The 20,353-nt window shown below is 51.1% G+C and carries 20 protein-coding genes; 13 read left to right on the forward strand and 7 right to left on the reverse strand.

What is annotated here, in order from left to right; all coding sequences use genetic code 11:
• The first annotated feature begins 127 nt into the window (after window positions 1-127).
• The 4 genes from ACQKDS_RS13685 (at window position 128) to rlmM (ending at window position 3,190) form a co-directional block, all read left to right on the forward strand.
• Window positions 128-352: a YgdI/YgdR family lipoprotein gene (locus tag ACQKDS_RS13685; RefSeq protein ID WP_399671449.1), complete on the forward strand. Its 225-nt coding sequence runs from the start codon at window positions 128-130 to the stop codon at window positions 350-352.
• 380 nt (window positions 353-732) lie between these two features.
• Window positions 733-1,647, forward strand: a complete 915-nt coding sequence (locus tag ACQKDS_RS13690) for a transcriptional regulator GcvA (protein WP_399671452.1) — start codon at window positions 733-735, stop codon at window positions 1,645-1,647.
• A gap of 54 nt (window positions 1,648-1,701) precedes the next feature.
• Window positions 1,702-2,097 (forward strand): DUF423 domain-containing protein, encoded by a 396-nt coding sequence (locus ACQKDS_RS13695; protein ID WP_399671455.1) that lies wholly within the window; start codon window positions 1,702-1,704, stop codon window positions 2,095-2,097.
• Window positions 2,090-3,190, forward strand: coding sequence for a 23S rRNA (cytidine(2498)-2'-O)-methyltransferase RlmM (rlmM, locus tag ACQKDS_RS13700; protein WP_399671459.1), 1,101 nt, complete (start codon window positions 2,090-2,092; stop codon window positions 3,188-3,190). Before ACQKDS_RS13695 ends, rlmM begins: the two co-directional genes overlap by 8 nt.
• Before the next feature lie 89 nt (window positions 3,191-3,279).
• Here rlmM and xni read toward each other — a convergent pair whose 3' ends face one another.
• The 3 genes from xni to queF all read right to left on the reverse strand — a co-directional run bounded on the left by xni (window position 3,280) and on the right by queF (window position 6,519).
• Window positions 3,280-4,038, reverse strand: coding sequence for a flap endonuclease Xni (gene xni / locus ACQKDS_RS13705; protein WP_399671462.1), 759 nt, complete (start codon window positions 4,036-4,038; stop codon window positions 3,280-3,282).
• A gap of 51 nt (window positions 4,039-4,089) precedes the next feature.
• Entirely contained in the window at window positions 4,090-5,454 is a 1,365-nt protein-coding gene (gene ppnN, locus ACQKDS_RS13710; protein WP_399671464.1) for a nucleotide 5'-monophosphate nucleosidase PpnN, read from the reverse strand.
• Between the two features lie 219 nt (window positions 5,455-5,673).
• The gene (queF, locus tag ACQKDS_RS13715) at window positions 5,674-6,519 is read right to left on the reverse strand and encodes an NADPH-dependent 7-cyano-7-deazaguanine reductase QueF (protein WP_399671467.1); all 846 of its coding nucleotides are present in this window, start codon (window positions 6,517-6,519) and stop codon (window positions 5,674-5,676) included.
• A gap of 57 nt (window positions 6,520-6,576) precedes the next feature.
• On the opposite strand from queF, the gene syd reads away from it, so the two are divergent.
• The 4 genes from syd (at window position 6,577) to ACQKDS_RS13735 (ending at window position 9,583) form a co-directional block, all read left to right on the forward strand.
• Window positions 6,577-7,128: a SecY-interacting protein gene (gene syd / locus ACQKDS_RS13720; protein WP_399671470.1), complete on the forward strand. Its 552-nt coding sequence runs from the start codon at window positions 6,577-6,579 to the stop codon at window positions 7,126-7,128.
• An 877-nt stretch (window positions 7,129-8,005) separates the two neighbouring features.
• Window positions 8,006-8,335: a YqcC family protein gene (locus ACQKDS_RS13725; RefSeq protein ID WP_399671472.1), complete on the forward strand. Its 330-nt coding sequence runs from the start codon at window positions 8,006-8,008 to the stop codon at window positions 8,333-8,335.
• A complete protein-coding gene (gene truC / locus ACQKDS_RS13730; RefSeq protein WP_399671595.1) occupies window positions 8,335-9,108 on the forward strand; it encodes a tRNA pseudouridine(65) synthase TruC in 774 nt (257 codons plus the stop codon). The genes ACQKDS_RS13725 and truC overlap by 1 nt, the downstream gene beginning before the upstream one ends.
• A gap of 25 nt (window positions 9,109-9,133) precedes the next feature.
• Window positions 9,134-9,583, forward strand: a complete 450-nt coding sequence (locus tag ACQKDS_RS13735) for a flavodoxin (protein WP_399671475.1) — start codon at window positions 9,134-9,136, stop codon at window positions 9,581-9,583.
• A gap of 274 nt (window positions 9,584-9,857) precedes the next feature.
• Here ACQKDS_RS13735 and ACQKDS_RS13740 read toward each other — a convergent pair whose 3' ends face one another.
• The 4 genes from ACQKDS_RS13740 to map form a co-directional block, all read right to left on the reverse strand.
• Window positions 9,858-10,247, reverse strand: a complete 390-nt coding sequence (locus ACQKDS_RS13740; protein ID WP_399671478.1) for a DUF3461 family protein — start codon at window positions 10,245-10,247, stop codon at window positions 9,858-9,860.
• Between the two features lie 187 nt (window positions 10,248-10,434).
• Entirely contained in the window at window positions 10,435-11,259 is an 825-nt protein-coding gene (gene dapD, locus ACQKDS_RS13745; RefSeq protein WP_399671480.1) for a 2,3,4,5-tetrahydropyridine-2,6-dicarboxylate N-succinyltransferase, read from the reverse strand.
• A 105-nt stretch (window positions 11,260-11,364) separates the two neighbouring features.
• A complete protein-coding gene (glnD, locus tag ACQKDS_RS13750) occupies window positions 11,365-14,055 on the reverse strand; it encodes a bifunctional uridylyltransferase/uridylyl-removing protein GlnD (RefSeq protein WP_399671598.1) in 2,691 nt (896 codons plus the stop codon).
• Between the two features lie 56 nt (window positions 14,056-14,111).
• Window positions 14,112-14,906: a type I methionyl aminopeptidase gene (gene map / locus ACQKDS_RS13755; protein ID WP_399671483.1), complete on the reverse strand. Its 795-nt coding sequence runs from the start codon at window positions 14,904-14,906 to the stop codon at window positions 14,112-14,114.
• Window positions 14,907-15,450: 544 nt separating this feature from the next.
• On the opposite strand from map, the gene rpsB reads away from it, so the two are divergent.
• The 5 genes from rpsB (at window position 15,451) to ispC (ending at window position 20,221) form a co-directional block, all read left to right on the forward strand.
• The gene (rpsB, locus tag ACQKDS_RS13760; RefSeq protein WP_399671486.1) at window positions 15,451-16,176 is read left to right on the forward strand and encodes a 30S ribosomal protein S2; all 726 of its coding nucleotides are present in this window, start codon (window positions 15,451-15,453) and stop codon (window positions 16,174-16,176) included.
• Window positions 16,177-16,429: 253 nt separating this feature from the next.
• Window positions 16,430-17,281, forward strand: a complete 852-nt coding sequence (gene tsf / locus ACQKDS_RS13765) for a translation elongation factor Ts (RefSeq protein ID WP_399671489.1) — start codon at window positions 16,430-16,432, stop codon at window positions 17,279-17,281.
• 185 nt (window positions 17,282-17,466) lie between these two features.
• Window positions 17,467-18,192 (forward strand): UMP kinase, encoded by a 726-nt coding sequence (pyrH, locus tag ACQKDS_RS13770; RefSeq protein WP_004931940.1) that lies wholly within the window; start codon window positions 17,467-17,469, stop codon window positions 18,190-18,192.
• 117 nt (window positions 18,193-18,309) lie between these two features.
• Window positions 18,310-18,867 carry a ribosome recycling factor gene (gene frr / locus ACQKDS_RS13775; RefSeq protein WP_399671492.1) on the forward strand — a complete coding sequence of 186 codons (558 nt, stop codon included), beginning with the start codon at window positions 18,310-18,312 and terminating at the stop codon, window positions 18,865-18,867.
• Between the two features lie 157 nt (window positions 18,868-19,024).
• On the forward strand, window positions 19,025-20,221 hold the full coding sequence (ispC, locus tag ACQKDS_RS13780) for a 1-deoxy-D-xylulose-5-phosphate reductoisomerase (protein WP_399671495.1): 1,197 nt from the start codon (window positions 19,025-19,027) through the stop codon (window positions 20,219-20,221).
• The last annotated feature ends 132 nt before the right edge of the window (window positions 20,222-20,353 follow it).

Here is a 20,353-nt window from a genome sequence, read left to right on the forward strand (position 1 = left end):
ACGATCAATTTGCGTACTCGCCTGGCATTATTCAGTGAGTTTGTTATGCTGTTAATTAAGGTGTTTAACCTTGCATTCAATCATAAAAAACTTATTCAGCAGCATTTTTAACTACAAGGAGTCCATAATGAAGAAAACAGCCGCAGCTATCTCTGCCCTGATGCTGACATTCACTCTGGCAGCATGCTCCAGTAATTACGTAATGCATACCAATGATGGACGAACCATTGTGGCTGATGGCAAACCGCAAGTTGATAATGATACCGGTATGATCAGCTATAAAGATGCCAACGGCGTTGAACAGCAGATTAACCGTGCCGATGTGAAGGAACTGAGTAAGAGCGAGCACTAAGCGTCAGGTAAAAAAAAGCACCGCAAAGTTTGCGGTGCTGCATAAATCACTATGGACAGACAGGGTAAATGTACAGGAAGTGAAAAAACAGTAGCTTAGCTACCATGTCCGGATTGCCGGACAAATTGCAAACACAACATCACAACCACAAGCCAAAAGTTCATCGGCGTCCTCGACACCCAATCCCTTTTCGTTCCGGCCCGGGAAGTGCCGCCACTATAGGTATTTGCTGGCGCATGCTCAACGGACAAATTATAATGCCTCGGATTAAAAAAACTAATGATACATGTACTCTGAAAAGAGCCCGTAACGTGTCATTCAAGGCAGCCTGATTTCTAAGCTGGGTCATTTGGAAATTGTTACACAAAAGTAGCTAATTCATGTCGAAACGTTTACCTCCCCTCAATGCGCTGCGAGTGTTCGATGCGGCGGCACGCCATCTGAGTTTTACCAAAGCGGCTGAGGAGTTGTTTGTCACTCAGGCCGCTGTAAGCCACCAGATCAAGTCGCTGGAAGATTTCCTTGGTTTGAAATTGTTTCGTCGGCGCAACCGTTCGTTACTGCTCACGGAAGAAGGGCAGAGTTATTATTTAGATATTAAGGAGATTTTTTCCTCGATCAATGAAGCGACGCGTAAGTTACAAGCACGTAGCGCTAAAGGTGCTCTGACCGTCAGTTTGCCGCCGAGTTTTGCTATTCAATGGCTAGTGCCGCGTCTTTCTGGTTTTAACTCAGCTTATCCGGGCATCGACGTGCGTATCCAGGCTGTTGATCGTGAAGAAGATAAGCTGGCGGATGATGTGGATGTGGCGATTTTCTATGGACGCGGCAATTGGCCGGGGCTACGCGCAGAGCGTTTATATGCAGAATATTTGTTGCCGGTTTGCTCGCCGAGTCTGTTGGCAGGCGAACATGCATTAAAATCACCGAGCGATCTGGCTTATCATACACTCCTGCATGATACTTCACGCCGTGACTGGTTGGCTTACACCCGCCAATTGGGCTTGCAGCACATCAATGTGCAACAAGGGCCGATCTTTAGCCATAGTGCGATGGTGGTGCAGGCGGCGGTGCACGGGCAAGGGATTGCGTTAGTCAATAACGTCATGGCACAATCTGAAATTGAAGCCGGGCGGTTGGTGTGTCCGTTTAATGATGTGCTGGTCAGCAAAAATGCTTTTTATCTGGTATGTCATGACAGCCAGGCAGAACTGGGTAAAATAGCCGCCTTCCGCCAATGGATACTGGCACGAGCAGCCAGCGAGCAGGAAAAGTTCCGCTTTCGCTATGAATAATCAACTGGGTTGCAGCCAAGCGGCAGCCGAATTTTCTTTCAAAGGTACATAACGATGATGAGTCGTTCAATGCTGGTTTTCGCCGCAATCAGCGGTTTTGTATTTGTCGCCTTAGGGGCGTTTGGTGCACATGTGCTGAATGGGGCGCTCGGCGCTAATGAAATGGCTTGGATCCACACTGGGCTGGATTACCAAGGTTTTCATACCTTGGCTATCTTAGCGTTGGCGGTTGCAATGCAACGCCGTGTGAGTCTGTGGTTTTATTGGAGCGGGGCGCTGTTGGCGCTTGGCACCGTGTTGTTCAGCGGCAGCCTTTACTGTCTGGCGCTGTCACACCTCAAAATCTGGGTGTATGTTACGCCGATAGGCGGCATGTGCTTCCTGATCGGTTGGGTATTGATGTTGATTGGCGCTTTGCGTCTGAGGAAAAAGGCCGAGCGCCATGAATAAGATTGCGTTGTATTGCCGTCCCGGCTTTGAAAAAGAGTGTGCGGCGGAAATTACGGATAAAGCGTCCCAGCTTGATGTGTTTGGTTTTGCGCGAGTCAAAGAAAACAGCGGTTATGTTTTATTTGAATGCTATCAACCGGATGATGCAGACCGTTTGGCGAAAGAGCTTCCTTTTCGCGAGTTGATTTTTGCCCGCCAAATACTGGTGGTGGGGGAATTGCTGCGTGATTTGCCGCCAGAAGATCGCGTTTCACCGATTGTCGGCATGCTGATGGGCGTTGTCGATCGCGGTGGCGAACTGCGAGTCGAGGTAGCCGATACCAACGAAAGTAAAGAGTTGATGAAGTTTTGCCGTAAGCTAACGGTACCGCTGCGGGCGGCGATGCGAGAGCAAAAAGTCCTGATGGCGCGTGAAAATCTATCGCGGCCAGTCGTGCACGTCTTCTTTATTGCGCCGGGCTGTTGCTATGTGGGGTATTCCTATAGCAATAACAATTCGCCGTTCTATATGGGCATCCCGCGATTGAAATTCCCGTCCGATGCACCAAGCCGTTCAACGCTGAAGTTGGAAGAGGCTTTCCACGTATTTATTCCTGCCGACGAGTGGGAAGAGCGCCTTGCCAGTGGTATGCATGCGGTCGATCTCGGCGCTTGCCCGGGCGGCTGGACCTATCAACTGGTGAAACGCAGTATGATGGTGCATGCCGTTGATAATGGCCCGATGGCGCCTAGCCTGATGGACACCGGACAAGTGACGCACCACCAAGCCGATGGTTTCAGGTTCGAACCGGCTAGCAGTAAGATCTATTGGTTGGTTTGCGACATGGTGGAAAAACCGGCCAAGGTCACCAGTCTGATGATCCAATGGCTGGTAAAAGGCTGGTGTCGTGAGGCAATCTTCAACCTGAAGTTACCGATGAAGAAGCGTTACGAAGAAGTTTCACAGAACTTACAAGCGATACGCGAGGCGCTAGCCGCAGCGGGAATTAGCGCTGAGGTACACGCTAAGCAGTTGTATCACGATCGTGAAGAAGTCACTGTGCATGTTCGCCGCATGTGGTCGGCTATTCCTGGCCGTCGCGACGAGCGTTAATATTCTTACCCCCAGTGGCTAATGAGTATTGGTTTCTGGGGGCTGCTATTCGTCAACGCAGGGCGTTTCATGGCCCGTGTCAAACTGGGTTAGCGGGAAGGTAGGCGTAATTGTTGTAGATTACCATCGAGCTGAAGATCGGTGCGTAATGTGGCGATTTGCTTGCAGATATAGGCCATGTCGCGGTACAGCTCCAGCTTGCTGCGCCATTTCTCGGGCACTTCCGCCAGATGTTGATACAAATTATCCAAGTTTATTGCCTGTTGCAGTAACAGCACCGCCGTTTTGGGACCAATACCGGCAACGCCAGGGATCTTGCTGCTACTGATACCCGCCAACCCCCAATAATCTGCCAACTGTTGGGGTAACACGCCAAATTCTTGCTGCACAAAGGGCATATCTAGCCAGCGTTTCTGAAAGTAATCGCGAATCTGTACATTCGGAGCCAATAACTGACAATAACCTTTGTCGGTAGACACAATGGTCACCTGATAGCCGTTGCCAGCCACTTTCACCGCCAGCGTCGCGGCCAGATCGTCCGCTTCATTACCCGACGAATGCCAGCAGGCAACGCCTAATGATTCAAACGCCTGCCGAAGCTGCGGCATTTCCTGCTGTAAGTTTTCCGGCATTGGGGAGCGCCCGGCTTTATAGTCTGGTAATAATTGATGTCGCCAGCTATCGCTGCGGTCATCTTTATCAAACACCGCTACCGCATGTGTAGGGCAACTATGTTGAATCAACTGTTGCAAAGCATGGCGACATGCGTCTACGCAGGGGGAGCCCTGTACCGCATGAATACGGCGGATAAGGTTTAAAGCGTCGACAATTAACAAATGTATGGGCATGGCATTTACGCTAATAAAAAAGAGGGCGGCTTAGCGCCACCCGATGAATGATTAAGCAATAATTTCGTAGCAAGGTACATAGGCGGTACCCGGCAGCTTCATGCGGTGCTGGGCGACAAAACCTTGTAGGAGACTATCCATCTGCTTCATCATTTGCGGATCGCCGTGCAACTTGTAAGGGCCAAATTGTTCGATCGCGTGAATGCCGTTTTCTTTCACGTTACCAGCGACGATACCGGAAAACGCACGACGCAGTGCGGCGGCCAATTCTTCCGGCGGCTGCTCTGGAGAGAGATTGAGATTAGCCATATTTTCATGGGTTGGCTCAAACGGCAGTTGTAGATCCGGTGCAATGCGCATTGACCAGTTGAAGCTGTAAGCATCGCCCGTGTTACGCCGATTTTCTTTGACTAACGGCATGGCCAGTTTCATTTGACGAGCGACTTCGGCGGGATCGTCAATGATGATGGTATAGTGACGGCGCGCTGCATCGCCGAGCGTATTCATGATGAACTCATCGAGAACACGGAAATAGTCGGCGCTTTCTTTTGGCCCCGTCAGAATCAATGGCAGCACCTGCTCGCTGTTCTCCGGGTTCATTAAGATACCCAGCAGATACAGCAATTCTTCGGCAGTGCCGACGCCGCCCGGGAAGATGATAATACCGTGAGCGATACGCACAAAAGCTTCCAGGCGTTTTTCGATGTCAGGCATGATCACCAGTTCGTTGACTAGCGGATTGGGTGGTTCTGCAGCAATAATGGAGGGCTCCGTCATACCGATGAAACGGCTATTGCGGTAGCGTTGCTGTGCGTGACCCACCGCCGCGCCCTTCATTGGTGCTTCCATTGCGCCAGGGCCGCAGCCGGTGCAGATATTCAGTTCACGCAGGCCGAGCTCACTGCCGACTTTGCGCGCATACAGATATTCGGTTGCGTTAATCGAGTGACCGCCCCAACACACGACCATGTTGGGATCTTCATCCAGATGCAGTGTGCGTGCGTTGCGCAAGATGGAGAACACCAAGTTAGTAATGTGCGCGGAATTTTCCAGATTCAAATGTTGAAAGCGGCCTGCGATAACCAACTGCCCGTGGACGAACAGAATATCGCGCAGTACCGCGAACAGATTGGCTTGCAGCGAACGAATGATACGGCCGTCAACAAATGCCTCTTCTGGTGGATTAACCAATTCCAGTTTGACCCCACGCTCGCGGCGTAACACATTGATATCAAAACTTTCATAACGCGATAGCAACTGTTTACTGTTGTCCGTCTGACTACCTGAATTCAATACGGCAAGGGAACAATTGCGGAACAAACGGTACAGGTCGCTGCTGGCGGTGCGCTTCAGCATGTCTACTTCCAACTGCGACAACAAATCCATAGCGCCAAGTGGGCTGATATGTGTAATCAAGGTAACTCCTTTGCACCCATACTGGGGCGGTAGTAATCCATACAGCAACAGAACAGCTTAGGGTTATTGTTAATTGGCGCTTCGCCTAGCGATAAGATTATCGATTTGCTCGCCAGGGCGCGCTTTTGCTGCGAGTACCCTGAATTAACCTTACCGTTGTCCCTTGGCTTTTACCAATGTAAACCTGCCGTTAGCTTAGTTGTTGAGCAACGCTTCACATTATTGACGTACCAAGCGGCCATGAGACGGTACAAATTCTGTGTTGCTGCGCCACGGGTTGATGTCCAATCCGCCGCGGCGGGTATAGCGTGCATACACTGACAACCGTTGTGGCTGGCAAAAACGCATAATGTCGTTGAAGATGCGCTCAACGCATTGCTCATGAAATTCATTATGATGCCGAAACGACACTAAATAGCGCAGCAACGCTTCACGATTTATTTGCTGCCCACTGTAGGTGATTTGAACCGAACCCCAGTCAGGTTGGTTGGTGATCAGGCAGTTTGATTTTAGCAGGTGGCTCACCAAGGTCTCTTCTACGTGACGTCCGCCCGCAGCGTCTTGCAAATAATCGGCATTGAATTGGTAGCTATTAATGGTGATGTCTTGTTTATCAATACATTCGCCGCTAAACCGGGCGATGGGTTGCCCTTCGACTTCATCGAGGCTGAATAACATAACGCTGACATTGCCTTGCGCACAGGCGGCAAGATCGCGTTGCAGCGTCTGTCTAACCGTTTCCCTGTCGGAAAATTGCGTTTGGTTAAAGCTATTGAGATACAGCTTAAAGCTTTTGGATTCGATCAGGTTTTCACTAAACGCATCAAGGCTGATTTCACCTACCGCAACTTGCGGTAACCCTTTCTCGTTTAGCCAAGATAGTTCATACAGTGTCCAAATATCGGCACCGTGGAAGGGCAAAGTGTCTGGATATAGGCCCAACGGTTCGCGGTTCATGCTGCGTGGCACGGGTTGCAGTAGCGCAGCGTCGTACTGGTCATGATAGGCGGTTGGCTTGCCCAATGTCAGATTCGACAATGCCTGATGATCTTTATAGGAGGACATCTGCGGTCACCTTAATGATATACAATGAAGGCCAGTTTACCGTATGCGAGAGAAAATATGGACTATGAAGTAACGGATGCCCTGCGTGATTTTACCCAGCGCTATGTCGCGCTTTGGCAGCAAGAGTGCGGCCACGCTCCCGCCAGTGGTGACCTGTATGGTGTGGCCTCCCCGTGTATTGTAGCAACGCGTGATGATGACGTGTTGTGGCTACCGCAGCCGTTTACTCCCTCAGCGACGCTGGAAAAGGTTGAGAATGCGCTGGAGCTTCGTCTACAACCGGATATTCATGCGTTTTATACCCAACAGTATGCTGGTGATATGTGCGCGCAGTTTGGCGAACATGACCTTAGTTTGTTACAGGTGTGGAGCGAAGATGATTTTATTCGCCTACAGGAAAATTTGATCGGTCATTTGGTGACGCAAAAACGTCTGAAACTGTCGCCGACGCTATTTTTGGCGACGACACCTTCAGAAATGCTCATGGTATCGCTGTGCAATGTTAGCGGCAACGTCGTGCTCGAGCAGTTTGGTAGCGATAAGCGCACCATGCTGGCATCAAGCTTGGGGCATTTTTTGGATGCTTTACGTCCTAAAATGCCGGACTGAGGTTAAATACCTCGATTTCATGTGCGAGATCTCTTACATGAGTTGTGCGAGATCGCTTTTATTTTTTTATCACTTAAGTGGGTAATTTGATTTATTAGCAAATGTATCAGTTAGTTAAGCTTTGCTTAAGAGAACTCTTAGATCAATTTTACGCTTTTCAGGCTTACAATCCCTTGTGATAAAAAGGGAATTAAGCGATCTTATGTTCACCGGAAGGATGCCGGATGGAGCAGGAAAGCGTCAGGATGATGCAGGCTTCAGGATGAAGAAGTGGATGCACTCAGTGAAGAGTGGAAGGGATTGGCGTCAGGATGATGCTCAGGATGTTTCAGGATTGAAACCAAGGACACCTCCAGGATGGAGATTGAGAGCCGGCAAAGGAAGGTTGGTGGGTCAGGAAGACTAAGGAACCACATCAGGACGATGTTTAAAGGAATATAGCAAGGATTGTTTGGTCAGGATGACTGAGGGAAAAGTTTTCAGGGATCGAGCAGGGAGCACACTTTGTAGCGGGATAGCTATAAAACGAACCGGGGGCACTGTTAACGCAGTGCCCCCAACTTTTTGCGCCTATCTGATGGCTCCCTAGAGCAATGCATTGGCGAGATATGTCACATGCTGCTCGGCTTATTTTGCAACCAATACCGCGCGGTTTATCTGCTCGGCACGTAATGCCCCCCTCCTAAGGCGCTGTTGCGCTGAATCGTTAGCCCCTGGTTCGTGCCTTTATCGTCTGACTCGGCGTGTCTATCCTTAGTGTTGTCGCAACGCTACGCTTGGCAGTTTGGATAGTTGGGCTCTGGCAGGTTAAATGCTATGCTCTGCCGCCATTCAGCCGCTGCGCTGAGCTTTAGGGTTAAACAGATCGGGAATGCAGATGAGTATACAAAATCAGGTTCGCCATAATTTGCAGGCGATAGAACAATCCATGCGTGACTTGGCGTTGTGGCAGGCGACTCCTCCTGCACCTGAGGCGTTCAGCAGCACTGAGCCATTTTGCATTGATAGCATGCAGGCGGAGGAGTGGTTGCAGTGGGTTCTGTTACCACGAATGTATGCATTGCTGGACGCAGATGCTCCGTTGCCAGTTCGCTTCGCTATTACTCCCTACTTCGAAGAAGCGTTAAAAGATAAAGAGCCAAGCTGTCTGCCATTGCTGGTGTTGCTACAGCGTCTGGATACGACGCTGAATAAAGATGCGCAATGATGCTAGAGATACTTTATCAGGATGAGTATTTGGTTGCGGTGAATAAACCCGCGGGTTGGTTGGTGCATCGTAGTTGGCTCGATCGCCACGAAACGGTGTTTGTGATGCAAACGGTACGCGATCAGTTAGGTCAGCATGTCTTTACCGTGCACCGTCTCGATCGGCCTACATCTGGCGTGTTGCTGATGGCGCTGTCCAGTGAGGTTGCGCATCAGCTGTCGCAGCAGTTTGAACAGCATCAAGTAGAGAAAACGTATCATGCCGTTGTACGCGGTTTTGTGAATGAAGCGGCGCGGCTTGATTATCCGTTGACACAAGAGTTGGATAAAATCGCCGATAAGTTTGCTGAGGCAGATAAAGCACCGCAGCCTGCAGTGACGCATTATCGCGCGTTAGCACAGGTAGAAATGCCCGTCGCCATCGGCCGTTATGACACCGCGCGTTACAGTCTGATGGAGTTGCGCCCGGAAACGGGGCGTAAGCATCAATTACGGCGTCATATGACCCATTTACGCCATCCCATTATCGGTGACAGCAAGCATGGCGACCTACGCCAAAACCGGGGAATGGCGCAGCATTTTGGCTGTTCGCGGCTGATGCTACATGCGAGTCATTTGCAGCTTACACATCCTGTCACCGGCGCACCGTTAACTATTTCCGCCGGTTGGGATGAGCCTTGGCAAAGCGTGATGGCTCAGTTTGGCTGGCAGCAGGTTGTCCCTGAACTTGGCAGGGTTGAGTTTCCCGCAGCTTACGGTCAGGATATGCACTAATTTTACTGTGTAACAAGGGGGAACGATGGCTCAGATCGGTATTTTCGTTGGAACGGTGTACGGTAATTCTCTGCTGGTAGCGGAAGAAGCGGAAAATATCCTCAAAGAGCAGGGCCACGAGGTCAAGCTGTTCGAGGAGGGATCGCTGGAAGCCTGGCAATTTTATCGCCAGCATTTTGCGCTGGTGATTACATCTACCACGGGGCAGGGCGATCTTCCTGACAGTATTGCCCCCTTGTTCGCCGCCATTCGTGACCAAATCGGCTATCAGCCGGAATTGCATTATGGCCTGATCGCCCTTGGTGATAGCAGTTACGATAATTTCTGCGGTGCCGGACGGGCGTTTGATGCCTTGCTGCAAGAGCAGGGGGCAACACGCGTGGGTGAAGTGTTGGAAATTGATGCGATGGAGCAACCAGAACCGGAGTCGTTTGCCTGTCCGTGGGTGCAGCAATGGGCAACGTTGCTCAAATAAGATATGCCTGCTCATTGTAGCAATGAGCAGGGGCAAGTATTGCGATCGCTTTCTTACGTTATTCACGCTTTATAACATGAAGGCGACCGCGAATTGGTCGATTCTGGCGCGGAAGGAGCGCGGTTCGAGTCAATAGTGCTAAGCAAGGGTGAAAAGATGCACATGGCCTTGAGGAGCGTTCCGGGGTAGGATAAGTACAAAAAATGCCGAACAGGCTTTAACTGAACGGCATGTTGAAGACTGGATACCCTGCTGCAATAATATCTGCGGCGAATTATTTACCGCGGGTTAGCTTCTCCAGATCGGATTCGATTTCTGCGATCTTGTTTGATACAACGGCTTCCAAGTGGTGCAGATCTTCTAGGATCTTACGTTTCAGATCGACTTCCACCCGATCGCGTTTGCACAGTTTATCCAGCTCGTCGATGACATAACGCAGGTTGGGATTAATCTCGTGGATTTCTTTGTAACCCTGGCCTGAATTATCTGCTACCACGGTTTTGCGCTGGCGCGGATATTTGAACTTCACGCTTTTGGCAAAAAATTCGCCTTTGTCCTTACGAAAATAAATCTTGAGAATATCGTTATTGGCCTCTTGTCGCAGGCTATAGCGATCGATATCTTCCGGTTGATTAATGCCCAAGCTTTTCAAGTTATCGTACATATGGCGCCCCTCTAATAAGTTTTATTCCACGGTATTACCCTGATGACGTGCCGCGATAGCGTTGTAACCGTCTTGCTGCAACACCCATTGCATCAGATATCATTATGGCGAAAATATGATGCTGTAACGGTGACGGCGTCTGAAATGCAGGCAAAAAAATAGCGGGTAATTCACCCGCTATGTCAGTTTAGTCGATAGTACGTAATAACTCATTAATACCGACTTTACCACGCGTTTTGGCGTCGACTTTCTTGACGATGATGGCGCAGTAGAGGCTGTAGGAACCGTCTTTGGAAGGCAGGTTGCCTGAAACCACCACAGAACCGGCTGGGACGCGGCCGTAATGTACTTCACCCGTTTCACGATCGTAGATTTTGGTGCTTTGGCCGAGGTAGACCCCCATCGAGATCACGGAGCCTTCTTCGACAATCACACCTTCTACGACTTCAGAGCGTGCGCCGATGAAGCAGTTATCTTCGATGATGGTGGGATTCGCCTGTAGTGGCTCAAGCACGCCACCGATGCCGACGCCACCTGACAGGTGAACGTTTTTACCGATCTGAGCGCAAGAGCCAACGGTAGCCCAGGTGTCGACCATTGAACCCTCGTCAACGTAAGCGCCGATGTTGACATAAGAAGGCATCAATACGGTGTTGCGTGCGATATAGGCTCCTTGACGGACGCTGGCCGGTGGCACAACGCGGAAGCCTTCTTTCTGGAAACGCGCTTCGTCGTAGTCGGCGAATTTCATGGGTACTTTATCGTAATAACGGGTTTCTGCACCGTCCATGACCTTGTTGTCGTTGATGCGGAAAGAGAGCAGCACGGCTTTTTTTAGCCATTGATGGGTAACCCATTGACCATCGATTTTTTCGGCAACGCGCAATGCGCCGCTGTCGAGCAGGCCAATAACTTGGTTTACCGCTTCACGCGTTACGGTGTCAACGCTTGCTGGTGTGATATCCGCTCGGCGTTCGAAGGCGCTTTCAATAACGTTCTGTAATTGCTGCATTCTGTTTTCGTCTCGTCTTGATGTATTTAGCTAAAATTTACCGGTTTACCCAAAAGATTTCGAGTGGCAGCTAACGGCACTGCCGCTTGAAAGATGAAGGATATATCACATTTTATCGTTTGGATTGAGTGCCTCTGTCAACCGTTGTTCCAACTTTCTACGCGTCTCGGCATTCAAGGCGCGCCGTTCGCCATCGGCCAAAATAAATAAATCCTCAACCCGTTCGCCGATGGTGGAAATGCGCGCACCGTGTAGCGAAAGGCCCAGATCGGCAAACACTTCGCCGACTCTTGCCAGCAGGCCCGGCTGGTCTAACGCGGTCAATTCGAGATAGCTCCGCCGGTCGGTATGGGTCGGCAAGAAACTGGCCTCGGTCGGTACGCTGAAGTGTCGCAGTTTTGACGACGGGCGGCGCATCCGTGGCGGCTGATAATCCCGTTGGGTCACCGCCTGTAGTAATGCCTGACGGATGGCCGCGTGACGATCTTGTGCCAGCGGACTACCGTCGGGTTCCAAAACGATAAAGGTGTCCATCGCCATACCGTCGCGGTTAGTGAAGATTTGCGCGTCGTGTACGCTAAGATTGCGCCGATCCATTTCACCGGCCACGGCGGCAAAGAGGTAAGGGCGGTCTGGACTCCAGATGAATATTTCCGTGCCGCCGCGTGTTGCTTGGCGGCTGACTAATACCAACGGTTCGGTTGAATCATGAGCCAGTAAGTGACGCGCATGCCAGGCTAGCTGGTTTGGTGAGTGGCGTAGGAAGTAATCAGCGCGACAGCGGCTCCAGATACGGTGTAGAGCCTCCTCATCGATATTGTCCATGCGCAGCAACGCTAAGGCTTGTAAACGGTGATGCCGCACGCGCTCGCGCAGATCTGGGCTATTTTGCATGCCGCGGCGCAGTTGTTTTTCGGTGGCGAAATAGAGCTCGCGCAACAGGCTTTGCTTCCAACTGTTCCACAGCGTTTCATTGGTGGCACAAATATCAGCGACCGTTAGGCAGACCAGATAACGTAGCCGAGTTTCGCTCTGCACTTCGGCGCTAAACTGTTGTATCACGGTGGGATCTTGAATATCGCGGCGTTGGGCAGTCACCGACATCAGAAGATGACAACGCACCAGCCAAGAGATCAGTAGTGTCTCGCGCGAGTTCAGGCCATGCAGTTTGGCAAATTCAATCACATCTTCTGCGCCAAGAATGGAGTGATCGCCACCGCGCCCTTTGGCGATATCATGAAACAGCGCGGCGATAAGCAGCAATTCCGGGTGAGGCAGGCGTGGATACAGTTCGACACACAAAGGATGGCGTGGGCGAGTGTCTTCATCGGCAAAGCTTTCCAGTTTTTGCAGTACGCGAATAGTGTGCTCATCCACGGTATAAGCATGGAACAGGTCGAACTGCATTTGGCCGACGATTTTCCCCCACTGCGGCATATAAGCCCATAGCACACTGTGGCGATGCATCGGCAGCAATGCGCGTGAAACGGCCCCTGGATGGCGAAGGATCGCCATAAACAACTCACGAGCCTCCGGGATAGTGCACAACGGTTGTTGGAGATGGCGACGCGCGTGGCGTAGTTGCCGCACGGTGGTGGAATAGATGCCTTTAATTTCGCGGTTGTGCACCATGAGGTAAAACATTCGCATAATGGCTTCAGGCTGGCGGATAAACAGCGTTTCATCACGTAAGTCAATCAACGCACCGCGCAGTTGGAAATCATCGTTTAACGGACGTGGCTTCTCTGTGGCGTCCAGTGCCAGAATGGCCTCATCGAATAGTTGTAGCAGCATGTGGTTCAGTTCGCTGACGCGGCGCGTCATGCGATAAAAATCCTTCATCATGCGTTCGACAGGTTCGTTGCCTTCCCCCTCATAACACAACAATTGCGCGACGCTAAGTTGACGATCGAACAATAAGCGGTTGTCGTAGCGCGTCAACATGAGGTGAAGCGCAAAACGAATGCGCCAGAGGAAGCTCTGACATTCGTTAAGTTCGTTGCGCTCGGCTTGCGTCAAGAAGCCAAAACCGACCATTTCATCTAGCGAGGTTGCGCCAAAGTGACGGCGCGCAACCCACAGCAAAGTATGGATGTCACGTAAGCCGCCTGGGCTGCTTTTGATGTCAGGCTCGAGGTTATAACTGGTGCCGTGATAGCGTTGATGGCGTTCCTGCTGTTCGGTGATTTTCGCATCGAAGAACTCAGGCGATGGCCAAAAGCCGTCGCTGAAGATGTGCTTTTGCATTTGTAGAAACAGCGCAACGTCACCGCAGATCATGCGGGACTCAATCAGATTAGTGGCGACGGTTAAATCAGCCAATCCTTCGAGCAAACACTCTTCTAGCGAGCGAACACTGTGGCCGACTTCCAGCTTCAAATCCCACAGTAGCGTGATGAATTCGCCAACCCGTGAGGCTTGGCTGTCACTCAGGCGCTGCTGGCTGAGTACCAGCACATCGATGTCTGAAAGCGGGTGAAGCTCACCGCGTCCATAGCCGCCAACGGCTACCAGCGCGACCTCAGGAAAGGTATCAAAACCGTAGAACGTCCATAGCCGCCGCAACAGGCGATCGATAAATTCACTGCGTGCCGCTATCAGGCATTCGGCCGTTGAGCCGCAATTAAACGCCGCCGCCAACCATTGATGAAACTGTTCCAGCCGTTGTTTTAGGGCAACGCAGTTAATCTCCTCATCGCTATACACGTTGGGATAATCAGGTTGCGTCAGTTCGGCCTGTGGCGGAATGGCCGAAGTCGCTTGCTCTCGAAAGTGATCAGACATTGGATGCCCCATAAAAAAGGCCGGCAAAAGCCGGCCTATTATGCATTCGTAGTGCGCCGAAGCCGCACTTACATCTCATGCGTAATGATGTTGGGGATGGTGTCATCCTTCCGCAACGTCATTATCTCGCAGCCGTTTTCAGTGACCACAATAGTATGCTCATACTGCGCCGACAAGCTGCGATCTTTAGTTTTTACCGTCCAACCATCTTTCATGGTGCGGATACGGAAATCGCCCGCATTCACCATCGGTTCAATGGTGAATGTCATACCCGGTTGCAATACTACGCCACCGTCATCCGCGTCATAGTGCAGTACCTGCGGTTCTTCGTGGAATACTTCACCAATGCCGTGACCACAGTATTCACGCACTACGGAGAAATTCTCTGCTTCTACGAACTGCTGAATGGCTTTACCCAACGCACGCAAGCGGATACCAGGCTTGACCATTTTTAAGGCCAGATACAGGCTTTCTTGCGTGATGCGACAAAGACGCTCGCCAAGGATGGTCGGTTTACCTACCTGGAACATTTTCGAGGTATCACCGTGCCAGCCATCTTTAATAACGGTGACATCAATATTGACGATATCGCCATCTTTTAGCGTCTTGTCATCGCTTGGGATGCCGTGGCAGACCACTTCGTTGACTGAGATACACACCGACTTAGGGAAACCGTGGTAGCCCAGACAAGCTGAGATGGCCTGCTGCTTTTCGGTAATGTACTCGTGACAGATACGATCCAGCTCGCCGGTGGTCACGCCAGGAATGACGTAGGGTTCGATAATCTCCAGCACTTCGGCTGCCAGACGGCCGGCCACGCGCATTTTTTGGATGTCATCAGGTGTTTTGATTGAGATTGCCATGAAATTCGTCCGCAGGTGTGTCGAGAGTGCCGACAACAATAATAATAAGGGCAGATGATTATGGTATCAGCCCGGTGGGGCGCTGCCAAATTTCATTTCCTGCTGGCATCGATGGCGGGAGAATCCCCACCCAAAACAGGGTACCTATCACGGAAACAGGCGATGTTAGTGTGGGAAAGGTGAGCACAGGCAGGAGGCGGTTGGTATCTAAGGCGGCGTTCATCATACCGTTGGCTAGGGGACAGACGACCTAAACGTGCCCCCTGACCGCTCTATATCGGCCGAACGAAGCGCGGTGAAGGCGCAACAAAAGTTGGAGTTGGTGACGGGTTTATGGTATAAAGCGCGCCGGCGATCCGCTCTTCGTCCTAGTGACGAGGGCAGAGATTGTCGAAAATACTTTAACTGCACTCACATTGTGTAAATAACACACACGTATCGGCACATACGCCGGGGTGCCTCAAGTGAAGCGTTTTATCACTCTGGGGTCGGCGTTATGGGATACGTGGAGGCATAACCCCAATTAATCTATAGAGGTTTAATCATGGCAACTGTTTCCATGCGCGACATGCTCCAGGCTGGTGTACACTTCGGTCACCAGACCCGTTACTGGAACCCGAAAATGAAGCCTTTCATCTTCGGCGCTCGTAACAAGGTTCACATCATCAACCTGGAGAAGACCGTACCAATGTTCAACGAAGCTCTGGCTGAGTTGACCAAGATTTCTTCCCGTAAAGGTAAAATCCTGTTCGTTGGTACCAAACGCGCAGCAAGCGAAGCGGTAAAAGAAGCTGCACACAACTGCGACCAGTTCTTCGTGAACCATCGTTGGTTGGGCGGCATGCTGACTAACTGGAAAACCGTTCGTCAGTCCATCAAACGTTTGAAAGATCTGGAAACTCAGTCTCAAGACGGCACCTTCGACAAGCTGACCAAGAAAGAAGCGCTGATGCGTACTCGTGAATTGGATAAGCTGGAAAACTCTCTGGGTGGTATCAAAGACATGGGCGGTCTGCCAGACGCGCTGTTTGTTATCGATGCCGATCACGAGCACATCGCGATCAAAGAAGCCAACAACTTGGGTATCCCGGTATTCTCTATCGTTGATACCAACTCCGATCCAGACGGCGTTGACTTCATCATTCCGGGTAACGACGACGCAATCCGTGCAGTTAACCTGTACCTGACCGCCGTTGCTGCTGCTGTTCGTGAAGGTCGTTCTCAAGATCTGGCCGTTCAGGCGGAAGAAAGCTTCGTAGAAGCTGAATAATAAGGCAAGCTCGAACGCGAGCCCTTATTAACCAGGTATTGACATATGTTGGTTAGGGGGGCCCCTTAAAGGCCCCCTTTGCTTATCTGAATGAGAACCCTACCCAATATTCGAGTTGCGGTAAGTCGGCAACTGAGCCCTCCGCCAGCCGCTTGGTGAGCCAAGTGACTGGGTTGAGAGACGGTTGTAAACCCAGCGGCGGCTCGAAAGATGAAGGGTAAATCTCCGAGCGAGATAACCGAGGAATAAAGAAATGGCTGATATTACCGCTGCCCTGGTAAAAGAACTGCGTGAGCGTACTGGCGCAGGCATGATGGATTGCAAAAAGTCGCTGGTCGAATCCAATGGCGACATCGAGCTGGCAATCGAAAACATGCGTAAATCTGGTGCGATCAAAGCTGCGAAAAAAGCAGGCAACGTTGCTGCTGACGGCGTGATCAAAACCAAGATCGAAGGCAACTACGGTGTGATTCTGGAAGTTAACTGCCAGACTGACTTCGTTGCTAAAGATGCTGGTTTCCAGGCGTTTGCAGATAAAGTGTTGGATGCCGCGGTTGCTGGCAAAATCACTGACGTTGACGTGCTGAAAGCTCAGTTCGAAGAAGAGCGCGTAGCGCTGGTGGCAAAAATCGGTGAGAACATCAACATTCGCCGCGTTGCGTCCCTGGAAGGCGATGTGCTGGGTAGCTACCTGCACGGTGCTCGTATCGGCGTTCTGATTGCCGCGACAGGCGCAGACGAAGAACTGGTTAAGCAGCTGGCAATGCACGTTGCAGCAAGCAAACCAGAGTTCGTTAAGCCTGAAGATGTGTCTGCTGAAGTGGTAGAGAAAGAGTACCAGGTTCAGTTGGACATCGCGATGCAATCTGGCAAACCGAAAGAAATCGCAGAGAAAATGGTTGAAGGCCGCATGAAGAAATTCACCGGTGAAGTTTCTCTGACCGGTCAGCCTTTCGTTATGGATCCAAGCAAAACCGTTGGTCAACTGCTGAAAGAGCAGGGTGCAGACGTTGTTAACTTCATCCGTTTCGAAGTGGGTGAAGGCATCGAGAAAGTTGAAAGTGACTTTGCTGCTGAAGTTGCAGCAATGAGCAAACAGTCTTAATGCCTGTTGATGGGGCCGCCTCCGGGCGGTTCTATTTTATACCCCTTATACTGCGTTATTTGGGGTATAACTTTATCCAGCCAGATTTACTCCGATGGCGAGCCCTGCTGGGTTATACTCTGCGCAGGTGTATTTCATCGGTAAAAACCCCCAATACTATTACTGCTGCTTAGGACAGACTAACCATGGCAACCAATGCAAAACCCGTATATCAGCGTATCCTGCTCAAACTGAGCGGCGAGGCCCTGCAAGGCGCAGAAGGTTTTGGGATCGACGCTAGCGTTTTGGATCGCATGGCTCAGGAAGTAAAAGAGCTGGTCGAACTGGGAATTCAAGTTGGTGTAGTTATTGGCGGTGGCAACTTGTTCCGTGGCGCGGGCTTAGCACAAGCCGGTATGAACCGCGTAGTGGGCGACCACATGGGAATGCTGGCTACCGTGATGAACGGCCTGGCTATGCGTGATGCACTGCACCGTGCCTATGTGAACGCCCGCCTGATGTCGGCTATTCCGCTGAACGGCGTGTGTGATAACTACAGTTGGGCAGAGGCGATCAGCCTGTTGCGTAACAACCGCGTGGTCATTTTTTCTGCCGGTACCGGCAACCCGTTCTTCACCACCGATTCTGCGGCCTGTTTACGCGGGATTGAAATTGAAGCAGATGTGGTATTGAAAGCCACCAAAGTAGATGGTGTATACTCCGCTGATCCGGTCAAAAATCCGGATGCAACGCTATACGAACAGTTGACCTATCAAGACGTCTTAGAGCGCGAGCTGAAAGTGATGGATCTGGCGGCGTTTACGCTGGCGCGCGATCACGGTCTGCCAATCCGTGTGTTCAATATGAACAAACCAGGCGCACTGCGCCGCGTCGTGATGGGTGAGAACGAAGGTACATTGATCAGCAAGTAATTGCTGCTCAATACTGATTGAGCGGGGCGGGTGGCGACTTGCGCGCCTGTCCCCTACAAGTAAAATTCACGGGCTATAATAAGCCTGCCAAGTAACCCGCTTCCAAAGGTTCGCAACGTGATTAACGACATCAGAAAAGATGCTGACACACGCATGGAAAAAAGCGTTGAAGCATTCAAAAACCAAATCAGTAAAATCCGCACCGGCCGTGCTTCACCCAGCATTCTCGACGGTATTATGGTTGAATACTACGGTGCTGCAACGCCGTTGCGTCAACTGGCGAGTATCACGGTAGAAGATTCTCGTACGTTGAAAATTAACGTATTCGATCGTTCACTGAGCCAAGCCGTCGAAAAAGCGATCATGAGCTCCGATCTCGGTCTGAACCCGTCTTCTGCGGGTACTGACATTCGTGTGCCATTGCCTGCGTTGACTGAAGAGCGTCGTAAAGACCTGATCAAAGTGGTACGTGGTGAGGCAGAGCAAGGCCGTGTTGCTGTACGTAACGTGCGTCGCGACGCTAACGATAAAATCAAAGCGCTGCTGAAAGATAAAGAAATCAGCGAAGACGACGAACGTCGTGCGCAAGATGATATCCAAAAAATGACAGATGCTTACATCAAGCTGGTCGAAGCCGCGCTGGCTGAAAAAGAAAAAGAGCTGATGGAGTTCTAATCCGTTCTGTATAAGAAATAAGCGTCGCCTAGGCGGCGCTTTGTTTTTTGCGCTGCAGATCCCGTTTTATCGTACTGAAAGATCATGGACAACGGGTGTACAAGGTTTCACACTGAGGCACTTCCGATCTCATCAGACAGTTATTCAGAGCGAACCCATGAAGCAACTGACTATTCTTGGTTCCACCGGCTCCGTCGGTACCAGCACGTTGGCCGTCGTCAGAGAAAATCTCGAACTTTTCGCCATTAAGGCGCTGGTTGCCGGTCATAATGTGACGGTGATGGCGCAGCAGTGTCTGGAATTCCGTCCTGCTTATGCCGCGATGGCTGATGAAGCAGCCGCGAGCGAATTACGCCGTATCTTGGCGGAAAACGGTGTGAAAACCGAGGTATTGGCAGGCATCAAGGCAGCCTGCGAACTGGCTGCGTTGGATGACGTTGATCAAGTAACGGCGGCGATTGTCGGTGCTGCTGGGTTGTTGCCAACGCTCGCGGCAATCCGCGCGGGCAAACAGGTTTTGTTGGCCAATAAAGAGTCGCTGGTGACCTGCGGGCGCCTGTTTATGGACGCAGTGCAAAAAAGCCGAAGCAAGTTATTACCGCTCGATAGTGAACATAATGCTATTTTTCAGAGTTTACCTGAGAATATTCAGCGTCAGTTGGGATACTCTTCATTAGAAGAACATGGTGTGTCACGTATTGTTCTGACCGGCTCTGGTGGGCCGTTTAGAACGACGCCACTGGCGCAATTTGCTGTGATGACGCCGGATCAGGCGTGTGCCCATCCTAACTGGTCGATGGGGCGCAAGATCTCAGTAGATTCTGCCACCATGATGAATAAAGGTCTGGAATATATCGAGGCGCGCTGGCTGTTTAATGCCTCGGCCGAACAAATGGAAGTGATTCTGCATCCGCAATCGGTCATACATTCGATGGTACGTTATGTGGATGGGAGCGTGCTGGCGCAGTTGGGGACACCGGATATGCGCACGCCAATTGCTCATGCAATGGCCTATCCACAGCGGGTAAACTCCGGTGTTGCTGAACTGGATTTCTGCCGCATTGGCGAGTTGACCTTCGCTGAGCCTGAGCGCGAACGCTATCCCTGCCTGTATCTGGCCATTGATGCTTTCGATGCCGGGCAAGCAGCAACGACCGCGCTTAATGCCGCTAACGAAGTGGCCGTTGCCGCATTTTTGCGAGCGCAGATTCGCTTTACTGATATCGCTGTCGTCAATCAAAAAGTCGTCGAACGGCTGGCTTTACAGGAACCGACCTGTATTGAGGCGGTCTTAGACATTGACCGTCAGGCGCGTGATGTGGCTGCCGGGGTGGTGCGAGGACTCAGTGCTTGATTGGGCGATATTATCTGATTTTGTTGGTTAATTGCGCTCGCCTTAATGGGCCTGTTTGTTCAGGCATCGCTGAGGTGATATAGTCTGCGCCACCTGTCAGCGGTTATGCTGTTGAATAATGGCCTGATTGGC

Source organism: Serratia sp. NPDC078593, assembly GCF_050268245.1.
In the GTDB taxonomy this organism is placed as follows: Bacteria; Pseudomonadota; Gammaproteobacteria; order Enterobacterales; family Enterobacteriaceae; genus JBNNGK01.

Bases quoted from the DNA above. Each gene is read 5' to 3' on its own strand.
- ACQKDS_RS13685 (WP_399671449.1), top strand. From the start codon at position 128: ATGAAGAAAACAGCCGCAGCTATCTCTGCCCTGATGCTGACATTCACT.
- ACQKDS_RS13690 (WP_399671452.1), top strand. From the start codon at position 733: ATGTCGAAACGTTTACCTCCCCTCAATGCGCTGCGAGTGTTCGATGCG.
- ACQKDS_RS13695 (WP_399671455.1), top strand. From the start codon at position 1,702: ATGATGAGTCGTTCAATGCTGGTTTTCGCCGCAATCAGCGGTTTTGTA.
- rlmM (WP_399671459.1), top strand. From the start codon at position 2,090: ATGAATAAGATTGCGTTGTATTGCCGTCCCGGCTTTGAAAAAGAGTGT.
- xni (WP_399671462.1), bottom strand. From the start codon at position 4,038: ATGCCCATACATTTGTTAATTGTCGACGCTTTAAACCTTATCCGCCGT.
- queF (WP_399671467.1), bottom strand. From the start codon at position 6,519: ATGTCCTCCTATAAAGATCATCAGGCATTGTCGAATCTGACATTGGGC.
- syd (WP_399671470.1), top strand. From the start codon at position 6,577: ATGGACTATGAAGTAACGGATGCCCTGCGTGATTTTACCCAGCGCTAT.
- ACQKDS_RS13725 (WP_399671472.1), top strand. From the start codon at position 8,006: ATGAGTATACAAAATCAGGTTCGCCATAATTTGCAGGCGATAGAACAA.
- truC (WP_399671595.1), top strand. From the start codon at position 8,335: ATGCTAGAGATACTTTATCAGGATGAGTATTTGGTTGCGGTGAATAAA.
- ACQKDS_RS13735 (WP_399671475.1), top strand. From the start codon at position 9,134: ATGGCTCAGATCGGTATTTTCGTTGGAACGGTGTACGGTAATTCTCTG.
- ACQKDS_RS13740 (WP_399671478.1), bottom strand. From the start codon at position 10,247: ATGTACGATAACTTGAAAAGCTTGGGCATTAATCAACCGGAAGATATC.
- dapD (WP_399671480.1), bottom strand. From the start codon at position 11,259: ATGCAGCAATTACAGAACGTTATTGAAAGCGCCTTCGAACGCCGAGCG.
- glnD (WP_399671598.1), bottom strand. From the start codon at position 14,055: ATGGGGCATCCAATGTCTGATCACTTTCGAGAGCAAGCGACTTCGGCC.
- map (WP_399671483.1), bottom strand. From the start codon at position 14,906: ATGGCAATCTCAATCAAAACACCTGATGACATCCAAAAAATGCGCGTG.
- rpsB (WP_399671486.1), top strand. From the start codon at position 15,451: ATGGCAACTGTTTCCATGCGCGACATGCTCCAGGCTGGTGTACACTTC.
- tsf (WP_399671489.1), top strand. From the start codon at position 16,430: ATGGCTGATATTACCGCTGCCCTGGTAAAAGAACTGCGTGAGCGTACT.
- pyrH (WP_004931940.1), top strand. From the start codon at position 17,467: ATGGCAACCAATGCAAAACCCGTATATCAGCGTATCCTGCTCAAACTG.
- ispC (WP_399671495.1), top strand. From the start codon at position 19,025: ATGAAGCAACTGACTATTCTTGGTTCCACCGGCTCCGTCGGTACCAGC.